General features: G+C 70.6%; 13 protein-coding genes and 1 pseudogene. 9 read left to right on the top strand and 5 right to left on the bottom strand.

The window, feature by feature from the left end; all coding sequences use genetic code 11:
- Nucleotides 1-31 precede the first annotated feature (31 nt).
- The 4 genes and pseudogenes from OKJ99_RS19140 to OKJ99_RS19125 form a co-directional block, all read right to left on the bottom strand.
- Nucleotides 32-1513, bottom strand: coding sequence for a phospholipase D-like domain-containing protein (locus OKJ99_RS19140; protein ID WP_326017897.1), 1482 nt, complete (start codon nucleotides 1511-1513; stop codon nucleotides 32-34).
- Between the two features lie 37 nt (nucleotides 1514-1550).
- A complete protein-coding gene (locus OKJ99_RS19135; RefSeq protein ID WP_326017895.1) occupies nucleotides 1551-1799 on the bottom strand; it encodes a hypothetical protein in 249 nt (82 codons plus the stop codon).
- Between the two features lie 292 nt (nucleotides 1800-2091).
- Nucleotides 2092-2677 (bottom strand): annotated as a pseudogene (locus OKJ99_RS19130) (integrase); the annotation flags it as partial.
- Between the two features lie 427 nt (nucleotides 2678-3104).
- On the bottom strand, nucleotides 3105-3728 hold the full coding sequence (locus OKJ99_RS19125; RefSeq protein ID WP_326017893.1) for a TetR family transcriptional regulator: 624 nt from the start codon (nucleotides 3726-3728) through the stop codon (nucleotides 3105-3107).
- A gap of 227 nt (nucleotides 3729-3955) precedes the next feature.
- On the opposite strand from OKJ99_RS19125, the gene OKJ99_RS19120 reads away from it, so the two are divergent.
- Nucleotides 3956-4873, top strand: a complete 918-nt coding sequence (locus OKJ99_RS19120; RefSeq protein WP_326017891.1) for an IclR family transcriptional regulator — start codon at nucleotides 3956-3958, stop codon at nucleotides 4871-4873.
- Nucleotides 4874-4900: 27 nt separating this feature from the next.
- Here the strand turns inward: OKJ99_RS19120 and OKJ99_RS19115 are convergent, their stop codons facing one another.
- Nucleotides 4901-5488, bottom strand: a complete 588-nt coding sequence (locus OKJ99_RS19115) for a flavin reductase family protein (protein WP_326017889.1) — start codon at nucleotides 5486-5488, stop codon at nucleotides 4901-4903.
- A gap of 244 nt (nucleotides 5489-5732) precedes the next feature.
- Between OKJ99_RS19115 and OKJ99_RS19110 the strand changes: the two genes are divergently transcribed.
- From OKJ99_RS19110 to OKJ99_RS19075, 8 genes are read left to right on the top strand one after another with little or no spacing between them, the layout of a single operon-like run.
- Nucleotides 5733-6599 carry an alpha/beta fold hydrolase gene (locus OKJ99_RS19110; RefSeq protein ID WP_326017887.1) on the top strand — a complete coding sequence of 289 codons (867 nt, stop codon included), beginning with the start codon at nucleotides 5733-5735 and terminating at the stop codon, nucleotides 6597-6599.
- The gene (locus OKJ99_RS19105; RefSeq protein WP_326017885.1) at nucleotides 6596-8308 is read left to right on the top strand and encodes an FAD-binding protein; all 1713 of its coding nucleotides are present in this window, start codon (nucleotides 6596-6598) and stop codon (nucleotides 8306-8308) included. Before OKJ99_RS19110 ends, OKJ99_RS19105 begins: the two co-directional genes overlap by 4 nt.
- A complete protein-coding gene (locus OKJ99_RS19100; RefSeq protein WP_326017883.1) occupies nucleotides 8305-9339 on the top strand; it encodes a ferredoxin--NADP reductase in 1035 nt (344 codons plus the stop codon). Before OKJ99_RS19105 ends, OKJ99_RS19100 begins: the two co-directional genes overlap by 4 nt.
- A 48-nt stretch (nucleotides 9340-9387) precedes the next feature.
- Nucleotides 9388-10296, top strand: coding sequence for an acetaldehyde dehydrogenase (acetylating) (locus tag OKJ99_RS19095; protein WP_326017881.1), 909 nt, complete (start codon nucleotides 9388-9390; stop codon nucleotides 10294-10296).
- A 20-nt stretch (nucleotides 10297-10316) separates the two neighbouring features.
- Entirely contained in the window at nucleotides 10317-11366 is a 1050-nt protein-coding gene (gene dmpG, locus OKJ99_RS19090) for a 4-hydroxy-2-oxovalerate aldolase (RefSeq protein ID WP_326017879.1), read from the top strand.
- Nucleotides 11367-11374: 8 nt separating this feature from the next.
- Entirely contained in the window at nucleotides 11375-12559 is a 1185-nt protein-coding gene (locus OKJ99_RS19085; protein WP_326017877.1) for an acyl-CoA dehydrogenase family protein, read from the top strand.
- A gap of 44 nt (nucleotides 12560-12603) precedes the next feature.
- A complete protein-coding gene (locus OKJ99_RS19080; RefSeq protein WP_326017875.1) occupies nucleotides 12604-13533 on the top strand; it encodes a VOC family protein in 930 nt (309 codons plus the stop codon).
- Nucleotides 13530-14999: an FAD-dependent oxidoreductase gene (locus tag OKJ99_RS19075; RefSeq protein WP_326017873.1), complete on the top strand. Its 1470-nt coding sequence runs from the start codon at nucleotides 13530-13532 to the stop codon at nucleotides 14997-14999. Before OKJ99_RS19080 ends, OKJ99_RS19075 begins: the two co-directional genes overlap by 4 nt.
- Nucleotides 15000-15113: the final 114 nt, after the last annotated feature.

Genomic DNA, 15113 nt, shown 5'->3' with positions numbered 1-15113 from the left:
TGAGGGCGGCGGCTGAGGGCCGCTGAGGCGCCTACTCCTCGACCTGCTCCGGGTCGATCGGAATCTCGGGTGCCGTGTTCTCGGCGCGCTTCTCGGCGGTCAACTCCCGTGCCACGGTCCCGCAACAGCGGTTGAACTGGTTCTGCCAGTCGCTCATGAACTGGTCGTAATGGGACTGGCCGACCAGCTTCAGGTCCGACTCGTCGTTGTGCCAGACGCCGTTGCTCGTCCAGTTCGAGGAGCCGACGAACACGACTTTGGCGTTGGACGAGCTCGCGTAACCGCCGCTGACCATCATGTACTTGTCGTGCGTGTAGTGCAGGGCGTTGCCGTTGGCGTCGGTGCCGCGGGAGGTGTCGTGCACCTCGATGTTCGCCCGGTCTTTCAGGTAGTTCTGCACGCTGCCGTCGACCTGGTGGGCGGTGAAGAGTATCCGTATCTTCACGCCGGTCTTCGCCAGGCTCACCAGCTTCTTCGGCAGCTCCAGATAGTTCCGGTCGCCCGGATCCCCGTGGGACGTCCACTGGAACATGGCGATGTTGATCGTGGCCGGCGCCTTGACGTTGTTCAGGAAGTCGACCCAGGTGTCGCTCTTGGAGCGCGCCTTGGGCCACTGGTAGGAGGGCGGGGACAGTGCCGTCCTGGCGTCCGTGCCGCTGGTGGTGTTGTAGTAGTCGGGCACCAGCGGGCCCGGGCCGTTCTGCGCCCCCTTGGCCATCGCGGTGAAGTAGCGGACATAGGAGTTGTACAGGTCGACGTTGCCCTTGACGGTGGCGCCACTGTTCCACGCGGTTCTGGCCTGGGCGGAGGTGGGGTTGGCGCTGCTGACGGTCACCGTCCTGTTCGCGTCGCTCCCGCCGCTGAGCATGTAGTACTTCGCGTGCAGGGCGGAGCCGGAGTAGTGGGTCAGGCAGCCGCCCGGACACAGCGCGGCGAAGCTGGAGGCCCGCGGGTCGTTGCCCAGCTCGGCGACCATCGACTGCCAGATCGCGTTGTCGCTGTGAGAGTCCATCAGCGCCTTGACGATGACGCCGCGTTGGTGGGCGGCTATCAGGGCGTTGGCGAAGTCCGGGCCCGGCTGCGTGCTGCCGATCGAGTACATGGCGACGCGTATGGTCTGCCCGCAACTGGCGCTGTTGATCGATTCGATGATCGGGCCCAAGATGTTCATCTGGGCGTCGGCGTCCTCGGGGTCGCTGAACTGCGGGCCCGGTCTTGAGGTGAACGTCCGAGACTCGCAACTGAGCGGAGACTTGGCGTTCTTGACCGCCGCGTGCGCCGCTGTGGGCGACAGCGCGGTGACGGCCAGCGCGGTGATCAACGTGAGCGTGCGCTTCATGGACGGGCCTTTCGCATGGTTGTTGACGATGACGATGACGATGACGATGACGATGACGATGACGACGAGTCGGGGTGTTGCTGTGCTGATCGAGCAATGAGTGGTCGCCGAGGTGGGCTCGGTGGCCGACGTCGCCGTACGGGTCTGAGCGGCAGCTCGGTATGACGGGACCACCGGTCGTCCGGCCGGGTGAACTACTCATGGCTTCGGGTCAGTTGGCGGCGTTCGCCCCGAATGGCGGGTAGCCGTGGCCGTTGATGTCGCCGTAGGCGCTGACCCGGCCGAAGCCGTCACCCTCCCCGTTGAAATCCGCCTTGTGGTGCGTGACGGAGTCGGCCGCGCCGGCCGTGACCGCCGACGCGGCGAGGAGGCCGCCGGTCAGGGGCGCCGCCGAGGCGTTCGCTGTGGCGACGCGGATGCGCGTCGGAGGCGGGGTGGTAGGGCGTATGTGCGTGGCCATGCGTTGAGCTCCTGCAGGGGACAGAGGCGTCCGGCGGACATCCCGCTTCGACGAGGTGTTGATCCGTTGGCGTTTGCCCGGATTTGTTCCAGACGTGACCCACCGTTCGACAAACAGGAGACTCACAAAGGCGTCCGAGGGTTGCACGAGAAAGCGGGGAAGCGGCCGCGAGGCTGCGCAAGTTGAGCCAGAGGGCGAGCCAGTCGCCCGGGGCGTTCGGTGGGCTTGTGCGTGCCGAAAACTCTGTCCGTCCAGGTCAGGCCGCTGAGCGGTGGTTTTCGTGGAGGGTGCCTCCGAGGCGGTCGCGGATCAGGTATTGGACGCGGGCGCCCGCGTCCTCCAGGTCCATGGCGAGGTTCCTCGCGGCTTGGGTGACCCAGGTGGTGGTGGGGTGGGCGGTGGTGCCGAGTGCGCGGATGCGGCGCTCGGCGGTCGGGGTGACGGTCTCGATGAAATGCGTTGCCAGGAGGACGTCGGCCTGGGAGCGCAGGAGAGCGGTCCAGGTGGTGGTGAGTTCACCATGGATGCGGCGGTAGCCCCAGGGCGGGTTTTCGCTGGCCAGGCGCAGGATCAGCAGGCGGATGGAGCGCACGGTCCGGGGTCGGCCTGGGCGGTGAGGTCGGGAGGCGTTCGCGTGGCGCTGTTTGAGCAGGTCGCGGTGCCAGCGCAGGACTGTGTCGGGTCGTACGTACGAGCAGCCGCAGGTGGCGTAGCGCCTCGCGGGGGAGAAGGTGGAGGAGTGCGGCGAGCAAGGCTCGGTCTGCTGGTGCGAACTGCGTCTGTTTCGGATCGAGTTGGTGTTGCAGGACGGTGATCTGGTGGTGCGGGGCCAGGATCTCGATGTTCTTGTCGCGATCGCTCGCCGGGAGCAGCCGCAGCGTGGCGAAGTCTCGGCACGCACAGCGCTGCGCCCCGCGGCCGCCGAAGCTCTCGTGGAGCCGGTTGTTCCGGGCGTCGCCGAGCAGGCCATGCTGGAGGTGCTGCGGCGCGACGGCCGCGCCACGCTCGCCGAACCGCAGGTCGCCGGCGGCCTGTCCGAGGCCGCCGCGAATCGGCGTCTGGAACGGCTGCGCGCCACCGGCGTCCTGTATCTGGCCGTCGAGTGCGACCACGAGCCCCTCGGACACGGCGTCGAAGCCCTGTGCTGGCTGACCGTCGCTCCCCACGCAGTCGCGCGAGTGGGACGGACCGTCACGGACCACCCCGAAGTACGCTTCGCCGCCGCCGTGCCCGGGCGGACCAACGTCGCCGTCTCCGTGCTCTGCCGCACCACGGACGACCACCTTTGCCCCTTTGCCGGCAGCCCTAACTCTCTGTGCCTCCAGGCGCGTTGGACCGCGCGGCCAGAAGCACCTGGCAGGCCAGCCGGATCTCGGTGTCGGCCTCCGCCCGTGTCGTGTGTTTGTTGAGGGTGGCGACGATGACTCCGTGCCAGCACTTCAGCAGGAGGCGTACGAGCCGTTCGTCCTTGTCCGTCGGGGTGTCCAGGCCGAGCAGGTCGAGAAGCGTCTCCCGGACGCGGTCCTCGATGCGGGCGGCTTCGACGACAGTGGCGCTGTGCGCGGCGTAGTTGCTCTGCATGACGGCGCTTGCGAGCCGGGGCGTGCGCAAGAGGCTGCGCGTGGCGCGCAGCAGGGTTTCGGCGACGGCGTCCACCGGGTCGGCGCGGCGGATGCGCTGACGCGGATCGTGCATGCGGTCGACCTGTTCGCCCATGACCGCGGTGAACAGGTGGGTCTTGGACGGGAAGTAGCGGTAGAGGGTCGCCAGGGCGACGCCCGCGTCCTTGGCCACGTCCTGCATCTGGACCCCGTCCAGGCCGTGCTGGGCTCCGAGGTCGGCGGCGGCCCGCAGGATCCGGTCCCTGCGGGCTCGCTGCCCGGCGGACTGCGGTTGTGCGGCGGCTCTCACGTCGGGGCGTCGGGGCACTGCTGGATCTCTCTGCTCGGTGATGCGGCGGGTTCATGCCTCGTCGGCGTATACGCGGCCCGGCCGTCGAGCGCAAATTATCAGGTGGGGGAGCGCCGTCGGCATCCCTGTGACCGGCGCCGGGAGGGGTGCCGGCAAAGAGGTCGTGCGCGCGCCTTCCGCGACTCTCGCGGCGCTGTTACATTCCAGAAAACAAGAATTCATTTCAGTCTTGAGCTGGAGGCCCCATGTCGGTCGCCGAAGGTGTCCCCGTCGTGGACCTGTCCGTCCGTGCAGAGTCCGCCTGCCGTGAGCTCCCGCCGTCGATGGCCGAGCGCATCACCTTGATCATGGACGCGTTCGACGGAAACGCGGTCCGCAGATCGCTGGAGGACGTGGCCCGCTGCACGCGCCTGCCGCGGTCGACGACCCACCGGATCCTCGACCAACTCGTGCGGCTGCGCTGGCTGGAGCACCACGACTCCAGCTACCGGCTCGGTCGACGGGCCCTGGGACTCGGTGGCGGGGACGGCACCCAGAGCAGGGTGCGGGAGGCCGCCGCCGACCACCTGCACCACCTCCAGATGAGGACCGGCATGGTCGTCCACCTGGCCGTGCTCGACGGCGCGGACGTGCACTACCTCGACAAGGTGGGAGGCCGGTTCGCCACCGTGGTGCCCTCCCGGGTCGGGGGCCGGGCACCCGCGCACTCCACCGCGCTCGGCAAGGCGATGCTGGCCTGGTTGGAACCCGAGGAGGTGGAGGCGCGGGCCGAGGGCACCATCAGCCGCAGGACGGAGCGGACGATCGCCGATCTGAGCACGCTGCATCAGGAACTCCACCGGATTCGCGGGCGCCACGGCCTCGCCTACGAACGCGGGGAGTGCTTCCCGGCGATCTCCTGCGTGGCGGCGGCGATCCGGGGGCCCGAGGGTCCTGTGGCGGCCATGTCCCTGGTCGGAGAGGCGACGACGCCACTGGAGCGGGGCGCGCCCCTGGTGGCGGAGGCGGCGCGCCGGGTGTCCGCCGAACTGTTCCCGCCGACGGCCGGGGCGTCCCGTGCGCGGGAGTGTGCCGACTCCGTCGTGTCCGGCTCCCAGGAGACCTGGTCACCGAGTGCCATGGACCGATTCCTGCTGGCGGGGCAGTACGGGGACTGGCGGTAGCCGACCGGACAGCGTGGCGGCCGGACCTCAGCCCCAGCGGTCCCCCCACCCCCACGGCCCCGTGACGTCCGCGGTCACCGGGCCGTCGACGCCGAACCCGCCCCGGAAGAAGAGCATGGGGAGGCCGTCGGCCACCGGGTCCAGGCCGAGCACCCGGCCGATCACCACGTCGTGGTCGCCCGTGGCCCGCACGTCGTGCACCTCCGCGTGGACCCGGGTGAGGGCGCCGGGCAGGGACGGTGTGCCCCAGCGGGACACCTCCCAGTCGAGCCCCTCGTACTTGCGGCCCCTGCTGGAGCCGAACCGCGCGCAGACATCGGACTGCCCGGCGGCGAGAACATTGACGGTGAAGCGGCCCGACTCCCTGATCAGCGGCCAGGCGCGGCCCCGGTGGTCGGCGCAGAACAGGACGAGGGGCGGGTGCAGCGAGACCGACGCGAAGGACTGGCAGGCGAAGCCGGCGGGCTCGCCGTCCGGTCCGGTCCCGGTGATGACGGTGACCCCGGTGGCGAAGGCGCCGAGGGCCTGCCGCATCCGCACGGGGGTGGGGGCCCACGGGGTGGCGTCGCCCTCGGGGGCCTCGGTCTCGGTCGGGGTCACGGACTGGGCGGTCATCGGTTCACCTCGGCGGGGCGCTGCGACGGAGGTGCCCGGCCGGGCACGGGCCGACCGTAGGACAGCCCGCGACACCGTCGAACCGTGTTCCCGGTGAGTGGAACCCGTCCCTTTCGTGCGCTCGGCCGGGTCCGGACGATGGGCCGTCCGGACCGCATCCCGCTGACCGAGACCGTCCCGAAACGGGCCCTCGCGCGCTGGCTACGGTCCAGGAACCGATCACGGTCCGACCGAGGCAGGGATGATGACGGAACTGAGTCACGACTCCACGCGGCGCGAACTCGCGACCGACGAGGGGGTGTTGCGCTACCACGAGGCCGGCGAAGGACCTCCGCTACTGCTGTTGCACGGTTCGGGCCCCGGAGTCACGGGATGGCGCAACTTCCGTGACAACCTGGCCACGTTCGCCCCGCACTTCCGCTGCCTGGTCCTGGAGTTCCCCGGGTTCGGCGTCAGCGACTCGACCGATGGCCACCCCATGGCCACGGCAGGCACGGCCGTCGAACGCTTCCTCGACGGCCTCGGCCTCGACCAGGTCGACGTCATCGGGAACTCGATGGGCGGCATCGTCGGCACCCGCTTCGCCCTCGCGCACCCGGACCGCGTCCGCCGGCTCGTCACCATCGGCGGCATCGGCCGCAACCTCTACAGCCCCGGCCCCGGCGAGGGCATCAACCTGCTGATGGAGTTCACCGAGAACCCCACCCGCGAAGGTCTGGTGCGCTGGCTGCGCTCCATGGTCCACGACCAGTCCCTGGTCACCGAGGAGTTGATCGAGGAACGCTGGGCGCACGCCACGGACCCGGAGACGCTCGCCGGGGCCCGTCGGATGTACTCCCGGGAGGCCTTCGCCGCGAGCGCCGCCGCGGCGGCCGCTTCCGGTGAGCCGCCGTACTGGGCGATGCTGCATCAGCTGAAGGCGAAGACGCTGCTCACCTGGGGTCGTGACGACCGGGTCAGCGCGGTCGACATGTCCATCGTGCCGATGCGCACCATCCCCGACGGCGAACTGCACGTCTTCCCGAACTGCGGCCACTGGGTGATGATCGAGCAGAAGGCCGCCTGGGAGAGCGCGGTGCTCGCCTTCCTGACCCGCAAGGACGCGTCGTGAGCGCCCGCGTCGAGGCCACCGGGCCGGACGCCCGCGGCGAGGCCGCCGCGTGGGACGAGGAGTACGACTTCGTCGTGGTGGGCAGTGGCGGCGGAGGCATGGCGGCCGCTCTGACCGCAGCCGACGAGGGACTGTCCGTCGTCGTGGTCGAGAAAGGCAAGAAGTACGGCGGCTCGACCGGCATCTCCGGCGGCGGCATCTGGGTCCCCAACAACCCCACCCTGCGCGCCGAGGGCCACGACGACAGCCGCGCGTCGATCCGCGCCTATCTGGACCGACTCACCGAAGGCCGAGTCCCGGAGGCCCGGCTCGACGCCTACGTCGACCACGGCCCGGCCGCGATGGAGCTCCTCGGCAAGAGCCGCTGGATGCGCTTCTTCTGGGTCAAGGGCTACGCCGACTACCACCCCGAGTACGAGGGCGGCCGGCCCCTGGGACGGTCGATCGAGGCACTGCCCTTCGACACCCGCAAGCTCGGCGTGGACGAGAAGTTCCAGCGGCCCAACAGCATGAAGGGGCCGCTCGGAGTCTGGATCACCGCCAAGGACTACCGCGACCTGGCCATGGTCAAGCGCACCTGGCGCGGACGCTGGGCCTCCGTCGTTGCCGCCTGGCGGGTGTCGTCGAACGTGGTGCGCCGCCGCCACATGGCGACCGGCGGCCGGGCCCTGGTGGCCCGCATGCGGATGGCGCTCAAGGACGCCGGCGTGCCGCTGCGGCTGCGTACCCCGATGTCGTCGCTCGTCGTCGACGAGGAGACGAACACGGTCACCGGCATCGTCACCACCCATGAGGGCAAGGACCTCCGGATCAGGGCCAGGCGGGGCGTGCTCCTCGCCACCGGCGGGTTCGACCACAACCAGGAGATGCGGGACCAGTACCTGCCGGACGGTGGGCAGCCGATCCACAGTGCCGGAGCCGTCGAGAACGTCGGCGACGGCATCCTCGCGGGACAGTCCCTGGGCGCGGCCCTCGACTTCATGGACGACGCCTGGTGGATGCCGTCCGTGCACCACCCCGCCGGCGCGACGATCCCGCTGGTCTCCGAGCGGTGCATCCCGCCGTCGGTGATCGTCTCCGGCTCGGGTCACCGCTTCACCAACGAGTCGTCGCCCTACGTGAACTTCGTCCACGACCAGCTCGACGGCAAGCACGTCCCCGCCTGGTTCGTGATGGACGCCAAGGCGCGGGCCCGCTACCCGTTCGCGCAGGTTCTGCCGGGCATGCCCTTCCCGAAGGCGTTCTACGACAACGGCACCATCTACCGCGCGGACACCGTCGCCGAACTCGCCGCCCTGATCGGGGTTCCCGCCAACGCGCTGACCGGGACCGTCGAGCGCTTCAACGACTTCGCCAACGCCGGTCAGGACACCGACTTCGGCCGCGGCGACAGCGCCTACGACCGCTACTACGGCGACCCGACCCTGAAGAACCCCAACCTCGACGTGATCGACAAGGCGCCGTACTACGCCGTCCGTATCGAGGTCGGCGACCTCGGCACCAAGGGCGGCCTGGTCTGCGACGAGCACAGCCGCGTGCTGCGCGAGGACGGATCGGCCATCAGGGGCCTGTACGCCACCGGCAACACCTCGGCGGCCGTGATGGGCGGCGAGTACGCGGGACCCGGCGCCACCATCGGCCCGGCCATCGTCTTCGGCTACCTCGCCGCCCGGCACGCCGCGGCGGCCACGCAGGAGAAGCCACGATGACCCGCGCACCCCTCACCGTGCGCGTCGTCAAGGTCGTCCGGGAGACGGCTGACGCCCACTCGCTCGTCCTCGAACCGGAGAGCGGTGACGCGGAGAAGTTCCGCTACAGGCCCGGCCAGTTCCTCACCCTGCGCGTCCCCTCCGACCGCGACGGGCACGTGGCCCGCTGCTACTCCCTGTGCAGTTCCCCGGAGCGCGACGAGCACCTGAAGGTCACCGTCAAGCGCACGGCGGACGGCTACGCATCGAACTGGATCTGCGACCACGTCACCGAGGGCGACGTCCTTGAAGTGCTGCGCCCCGCAGGCATGTTCACCCCGCACTCGCTGGACGACGACCTCCTCCTGTGCGCCGCGGGCAGCGGCATCACGCCCGTCCTGTCCATCCTCGCCACCTGCCTGCACTCCGGGACCGGATCGGTCACCCTGCTGTACGCCAACCGCGATGAGCAGTCCGTGATCTTTCGTGACGAACTCACCGCGCTGGCACGGGAGTACGAGGGCCGGCTCACCGTCGTCCATTGGCTGGAGTCGGTGCAGGGCCGCCCCACCCCGTCCGGCCTGCGGGCACTCGCCCGCCCGTACACGGACCGCCGGGCCTTCGTCTGCGGGCCAGGACCCTTCATGGACCTGGCCACCGACGCGCTCGCCCGGCTCGGCGTCCCACCGGAGCGGGTGACCGTCGAACGGTTCACCTCGCTGACCGCCGACCCCTTCGCCGTCACCGAACCCGAGCCGAGCACCGAAGAGGACACGGTCGCCTCCGTCGAGGTCCAACTGGACGGCGAGACACGGACGGTGGCCTGGCCCAAGCAGCGCAAGCTCCTCGACGCGCTGCTCGACGCCGGCCTCGACGCCCCCTACTCCTGCCGCGAGGGCAACTGCAGCGCCTGCGCCTGTGTGGTCGTCGAAGGCGAGGCCGTCATGGAGCGCAACGAAGTGCTCGACGCCGAGGACCTCGCCGACGGCCTGCTGCTCGCCTGCCAGGCACTCCCCGTCAGCGACCGGCTGCGCGTCACCTACGACGGCTGACCGGGCGTCGACCCGCCAACACCGCACAACTGGGATGAGGTTGGAACTGTGACCAAGGCGACCGCCGCGATCGTCGGCTCCGGGAACATCGGAACCGACCTGATGTACAAACTCCTGAGGTCCGAGACGATCGAACCGCGCTGGATGATCGGTGTGGACCAGGACAGCCCCGGGCTCAAGCGCGCGACCGAGGAGGGCCTGACCATCGGCGCCGACGGCGTCGACCCACTCCTCGCCCAGACCGAGAAGCCCGACCTGGTCTTCGAGGCCACCTCCGCGTACGTGCACCGGGTCAACGCGCCCCGGTACGCCGAACTCGGCATCCAGGCGGTGGATTTGACACCTGCCGCCCTCGGCCCCGCCGTCGTGCCCGCCGTCAATCTCGGCGAGCACCTCGACGCCCCCAACGTCTCCCTGATCACCTGCGGCGGACAGGCCACGATCCCCCTTGTGCACGCGGTCTCCCGCGTCACCGACGTGGCGTACGCAGAGATCGTGGCCTCGGTCGCCTCCCCGTCGGCGGGCCCCGGCACCCGGGCCAACATCGACGAGTTCACCCGCACCACCGGCCGCGGCATCGAGACCATCGGTGGCGCCGCCCGCGGCAAGGCCATCATCATCCTCAACCCCGCCGAACCGCCGATGCTCATGCAGGACACCGTGTTCTGCGCGATCCCCGACGACGCCGACCAGGACGCGATCACCGCCTCCGTGCACGAGATGGTCAGCAGCGTCGCCTCCTACGTACCCGGCTACCGGCTGCGCGCCGAGCCGCAGTTCGACGATCCCACCCCGGTGAGCGGCGGGCTCGCCCGGGTCGCCGTGTTCCTGGAGGTCGAGGGCGCGGGCGACTTCCTGCCCCCGTACTCCGGGAACCTCGACATCATGACCGCCGCCGCCACGAAGGTCGGCGAGGGCTTCGCCCGGCGGATCGTCTCCCGGCGCACCGCGTCCTGAATCCGAGGAGTCCTCACACCATGCCCTACAGCTCCGATCTGGACATCCGTGTTACCGACTCGTCCCTGCGCGACGGATCGCACGCCAAACAGCACCAGTTCACCGTCGAGCACGTCACCTCTATGGTCGCGGCCCTCGACGACGCGGGCGTGCCCGTGATCGAGGTGACTCACGGCGACGGCCTCGGCGGCTCGTCGTTCAACTACGGCTTCAGCCACACCCCGGAACAGGAACTGATCAAGGCCGCGGTGCGCACCGCGCGCAACGCGAAGATCGCCTTCCTGATGCTGCCCGGCCTCGGCATCCAGGACGACATCCGCGAGGCCGCCGACAACGGCGCCTCCGTGTGCCGCATCGCCACGCACTGCACCGAGGCCGACGTCGCCGTCCAGCACTTCGGGCTCGCCCGTGAACTCGGCCTGGAGACCGTCGGGTTCCTCATGATGTCGCACAGCCGGCCGCCCGAGGTGCTGGCCGCCCAGGCCCGGATCATGGCCGACGCGGGCTGCCAGTGCGTGTACGTGGTCGACTCGGCCGGTGCGCTCGTGATGGAGCAGACCAGCGACCGGATCGCCGCCCTCGTCGCGGAACTCGGCGACGACGCGCAGGTCGGCTTCCACGGCCACGAGAACCTGGGCCTCGGCGTCGCCAACTCGGTGCTCGCGGTGCGGGCGGGCGCGCAGCAGATCGACGGCTCCACCCGCCGCTTCGGCGCGGGCGCGGGCAACACACCGGTCGAGGCGTTCGCCGCGGTCGCCGAGAAGCTCGGTGTCCGCACGGGCATCGACGTACTGAAGATCATCGACGCGGCGGAGGACGTCGTGCGCCCCGTCATGGACGGCGAGTGCCTCCTCGACCGCATGTCGCTGACCATGGGCTACGCGGGCGTCTACTCCAGCTTCCTCAAGCACGCCGACCGGCAGGCAGCGCGGTACGGGGTGTCCGGCGCCGAGATCCTCCTGGAGGCCGGCCGGCGCCAGCTCGTGGGCGGTCAGGAGGACCAGCTCATCGAGATCGCCGCCGGCCTGGCAGCCCGGTCCGCCACCGCCACATCCCCCGCAGCGAAGTGAGAAGTCCCGTGTCCAATCCCGTACTTGACGCCGTCGTCGCCCGCGCCGACGAGATCCGCGCACTCGGCACCGCCAACGAGGCCCTCGGCAGGCTGGACGACCAGGCCGCCAAGCTCCTCAAGGACACCGGCGCGATCCGGATGCTCCAGCCGCGCACCCACGGCGGCCTCGAACTGCACCCCCGCGAGTTCGCCGAGACCATCATGAAGATCGCCTCCTGCGACGGCGCCACCGGCTGGGTCGCCGGTGTGGTCGGCGTGCACCCGTGGGAGATGGCCATGGCCGACCCCCGGGTGCGGCAGGAGGTCTGGGGCGAGGACCAGGACACCTGGATCGCCTCCCCGTACGCTCCGATGGGCCTGCTCAAGCCGTCCGGTGACGGCTATGTCTTCAACGGCCGCTGGCAGTTCTCCTCCGGCACCGACCACTGTGACTGGATCTTCCTCGGCGGTTTCCTCGCCGACGCCGACGGGGAGCGGCTGTCGCCGCCGCGGTCCGTGCACGTGATCCTGCCGCGCGCCGACTACGAGATCGTCGACGACTCGTGGGACGTCGTGGGCCTGCGCGGCACCGGAAGCAAGGACGTGATCGTCCGCGACGCGTTCGTGCCCGCCTACCGCGTCATCGAGTACGACAAGGTCGTCGACGGCAGCCTCGCCAAGGAGTCGGGGCTCGACAACCCCACCTACCACCTGCCGTTCTCCGCGGCCTTCCCGCTCGGCATCACCGCCGCCGTCGTCGGCATGTGCGAGGGCGCCCTGGCCCACCATCTCGCCTACCAGCGCGACCGCGTACAGATCACCGGACGCGCCGTCAAGGACGATCCGTACGTGCTGTACGCGGTCAGCGACGCGGCGGCGGAGATCGCCGCCTCCAGGGCCGCGCTCCTGAGCAACATCTGCGAGCTCTACGACATGGTGGCGGGCGGCGAGGAAGTCACCTTCGAGCGGCGGGCCGTGGGACGGCGCACGCAGGCGGCGGCCGCCTGGCGGGCCGTGCGCGCCGTGGACGAGATCGTCGCCCGCTCCGGCGGCAACGCGATGCGCATGGACAACCCCATCCAGCGGTTCTGGCGCGACGCGCACACCGGCCTCGTGCACGCCATCCACGTACCCGGGTCGGTGTACCACGCGTCGGCCCTGACCGAACTCGGCATCGACCCGCCGCAGGGCCCGATGCGTTCGATGATCTGACCCGTCCCTACGCGACCCGCTCCGACGCAACAGGAGAATTTCCCATGACGCAGATCCGCGGACTCGGCTATCTCCGGGTCCAGAGCCGTGACCTCGCCCGCTGGCGCGAACTGACCGTCGACGCGCTCGGCTTCGCCGAAGGGTCCGGGCCCGAACCCGGCGCCCTGCACCTGCGGATGGACGAGCGCCGGGCCCGGCTCGTCGTCCTGCCGGGCGACAGCGACCGGGTACTGGCCGTCGGCTGGGAGGTCCGCGACCAGTTCGCGCTGGCCTCGGTCGGCCGTGCCGTGGAGGCGTCGGGCACCGCCGTGAAGGAACTCTCCCGCAAGGAGACGGACGAACGCGGCGTGGAGCAGGGCATCGCCTTCGACGACCCGGCCGGGGTGCGGGTGGAGGTGTTCTTCGGCCCGGAGCTCGACCACAGCCCTGTGCTCACGGGCCTGGCACAGCGGTTCGTGACGGGCGCTCAGGGCATGGGCCACGTCGTCCTGCCGACCACGCGCATGGAGGAGACCGAGTCCTTCTACACCGAGGTGCTCGGCTTCCTGCCGCGCGGCTCCGTCAAGATCAGCAAGCAGGATCCGGACGCGCCCCCGCGCCGCGTCCGGTTCATGGGCGTCAACCAGCGCCACCACAGCCTCGCCATCTGCCCCGCGCCGCACGGCGAGGAGCCGGGCCTCGTCCACCTGATGGTCGAGGTGGACACACTGGACGCCGTCGGCCGCGCCCTGGACAACGTGGGACGGCTCGGCTTCTCGGTCTCCTCCACGCTGGGCCGGCACACCAACGACAAGATGGTGTCGTTCTACGTGCGCGCCCCGGGCGGCTGGGACCTGGAGTACGGCTGCGAGGGCATGCTCGTCGACGAGACGCACTACACGGCCGAGGAGATCACCGCCGACAGCTACTGGGGCCACGACTGGTCGGGGTCGCAGCCGCTGGCCGCCTTCACTCCGCCGGGGAAGCAGTCGTGAGCGCCCCGGGGCCGGTGGCACCGGTCCGCGCGGACTCGGTCTCCCGGTTCGACGCCGAAGTCGACGTGCTGGTGGTCGGCTTCGGCTGCGCGGGCGCCGCGGCGGCCTTCGAGGCGGCGGAGGCGGGTGCCGACGTACTGGTCCTGGAGCGCGCGGGCGCGGCGGGCGGTTCCTCGGCGCTCTCCGGGGGCGAGCTGTATCTCGGCGGGGGCACGCCGGTCCAGCAGGCGTGTGGCTTCGAGGACTCGGCGGACGACATGTTCGCCTACCTGACGGCGGCCCTCGGGCCGGGGGCCGACGAGGAGAAGCTGCGGCTGTACTGCGACGGAAGCACCGAGCACTTCCGGTGGTTCACCGAGCGCGGCCTCACCTTCGAGCCGAGCCTGTGGGACGCGCCCACCTGGATGCCCACCTCACGCGACGGGCTGATGTGGCTCGGCGAGAACGCCTGGCCGTACAACGAACTGGCCCGCCCGGCGCCGCGCGGACACCGGCCCGCCACCGAGTCGTACGGCGGCTGGCTGGTGATGGACAAGCTCGCCGCCGCGGCCCGCACAGCGGGTGCCCGGTGCCACACCGACACCCGGGTGGCGGCGCTGATCGTGGACGACGACGGCCGGGTGGTCGGCGTCACCGCGCGGCGCTACGGCGAGGACGTCGCCTACCGGGCGCGCAGGGGAGTGGTGCTGACCACGGGCGGCTTCGTGGACAACGAGGAGATGCTGGCCGACCACGCGCCCCACCTGCTCGGCCACGGCAAGGTCAGCGACGGACTCGACGACGGTGACGGCATCCGCATGGCGGCGGCGGCCGGCGCGGCCACCCGCCGGATGGCGGTCACCCAGGCCGCTCTCACCGCCCTGCCCGCGCTTGCGGTGCGCGGAATGCTGGTCAATGGCCACGGACAGCGATTCATCAACGAGGACGTGTACCCGGGCCTGTTCAGTGTGGCGGCGTTGCGCACCCAGCCGGGACCGTACTGGGTGATCGTCGACGAAGAGGGCTACGAGTCAGTGCCGCCGGCCGAACGCTGGGGTGTCGTGCCGCGGTTCGCCGAGGAGACGCTCGGCGAACTGGAGGCCGTTCTCGGTATGCCCGAAGGGGCGCTGGAATCGACCGTCGCCACGTACAACCGGCACGCGGAGTACGGCGGCGAGGACCCCTACTTCCACAAGGACGCGCGCTGGCTGCGCCCTCTGAAGGGGCCCTTCGCGGCGATCGACCCGAAGCAGGGCTTCAGCGGCGGCGACCAGGGGAAGGGGACGGGCATGTCCGGCTTCACCCTCGGCGGCCTGCACACCGATGTCCACGGAGCGGTCCTGGACCACTCCGGCCGCGTGCTCCCCGGCCTCTTCGCGGCGGGCCGGGCCTCCTCCGGGATCCACGGCGAGGGTTATGTGAGCGGCACCTCGCTTGGCGACGGCACCTTCTTCGGGCGCCGGGCGGGGCGGGCGGCGGCCCGGTAGCCGGTACCGGGCCGCGGCCCGCAGCGAGGGGTGTGCTCGGAAAATGTCGCAGTCATACGTGTAACTGCGACATTTTCCCGAGCAGGTGCCACCTCCGGCGGGCCTTCCCGGGCT

Origin of the sequence: Streptomyces endophyticus (assembly GCF_035798155.1) — a bacterium.
Taxonomy (GTDB): domain Bacteria; phylum Actinomycetota; class Actinomycetes; order Streptomycetales; family Streptomycetaceae; genus Streptomyces; species Streptomyces endophyticus.
This window is presented reverse-complemented; position numbering and strand designations above follow the sequence as displayed.

What these genes read in the sequence shown, in the direction of transcription:
- OKJ99_RS19135 (WP_326017895.1), bottom strand. Translation starts at nt 1,799, where the DNA reads ATGGCCACGCACATACGCCCTACCACCCCGCCTCCGACGCGCATCCGC.
- OKJ99_RS19120 (WP_326017891.1), top strand. Translation starts at nt 3,956, where the DNA reads ATGTCGGTCGCCGAAGGTGTCCCCGTCGTGGACCTGTCCGTCCGTGCA.
- OKJ99_RS19115 (WP_326017889.1), bottom strand. Translation starts at nt 5,488, where the DNA reads ATGACCGCCCAGTCCGTGACCCCGACCGAGACCGAGGCCCCCGAGGGC.
- OKJ99_RS19110 (WP_326017887.1), top strand. Translation starts at nt 5,733, where the DNA reads ATGACGGAACTGAGTCACGACTCCACGCGGCGCGAACTCGCGACCGAC.
- OKJ99_RS19100 (WP_326017883.1), top strand. Translation starts at nt 8,305, where the DNA reads ATGACCCGCGCACCCCTCACCGTGCGCGTCGTCAAGGTCGTCCGGGAG.
- dmpG (WP_326017879.1), top strand. Translation starts at nt 10,317, where the DNA reads ATGCCCTACAGCTCCGATCTGGACATCCGTGTTACCGACTCGTCCCTG.
- OKJ99_RS19080 (WP_326017875.1), top strand. Translation starts at nt 12,604, where the DNA reads ATGACGCAGATCCGCGGACTCGGCTATCTCCGGGTCCAGAGCCGTGAC.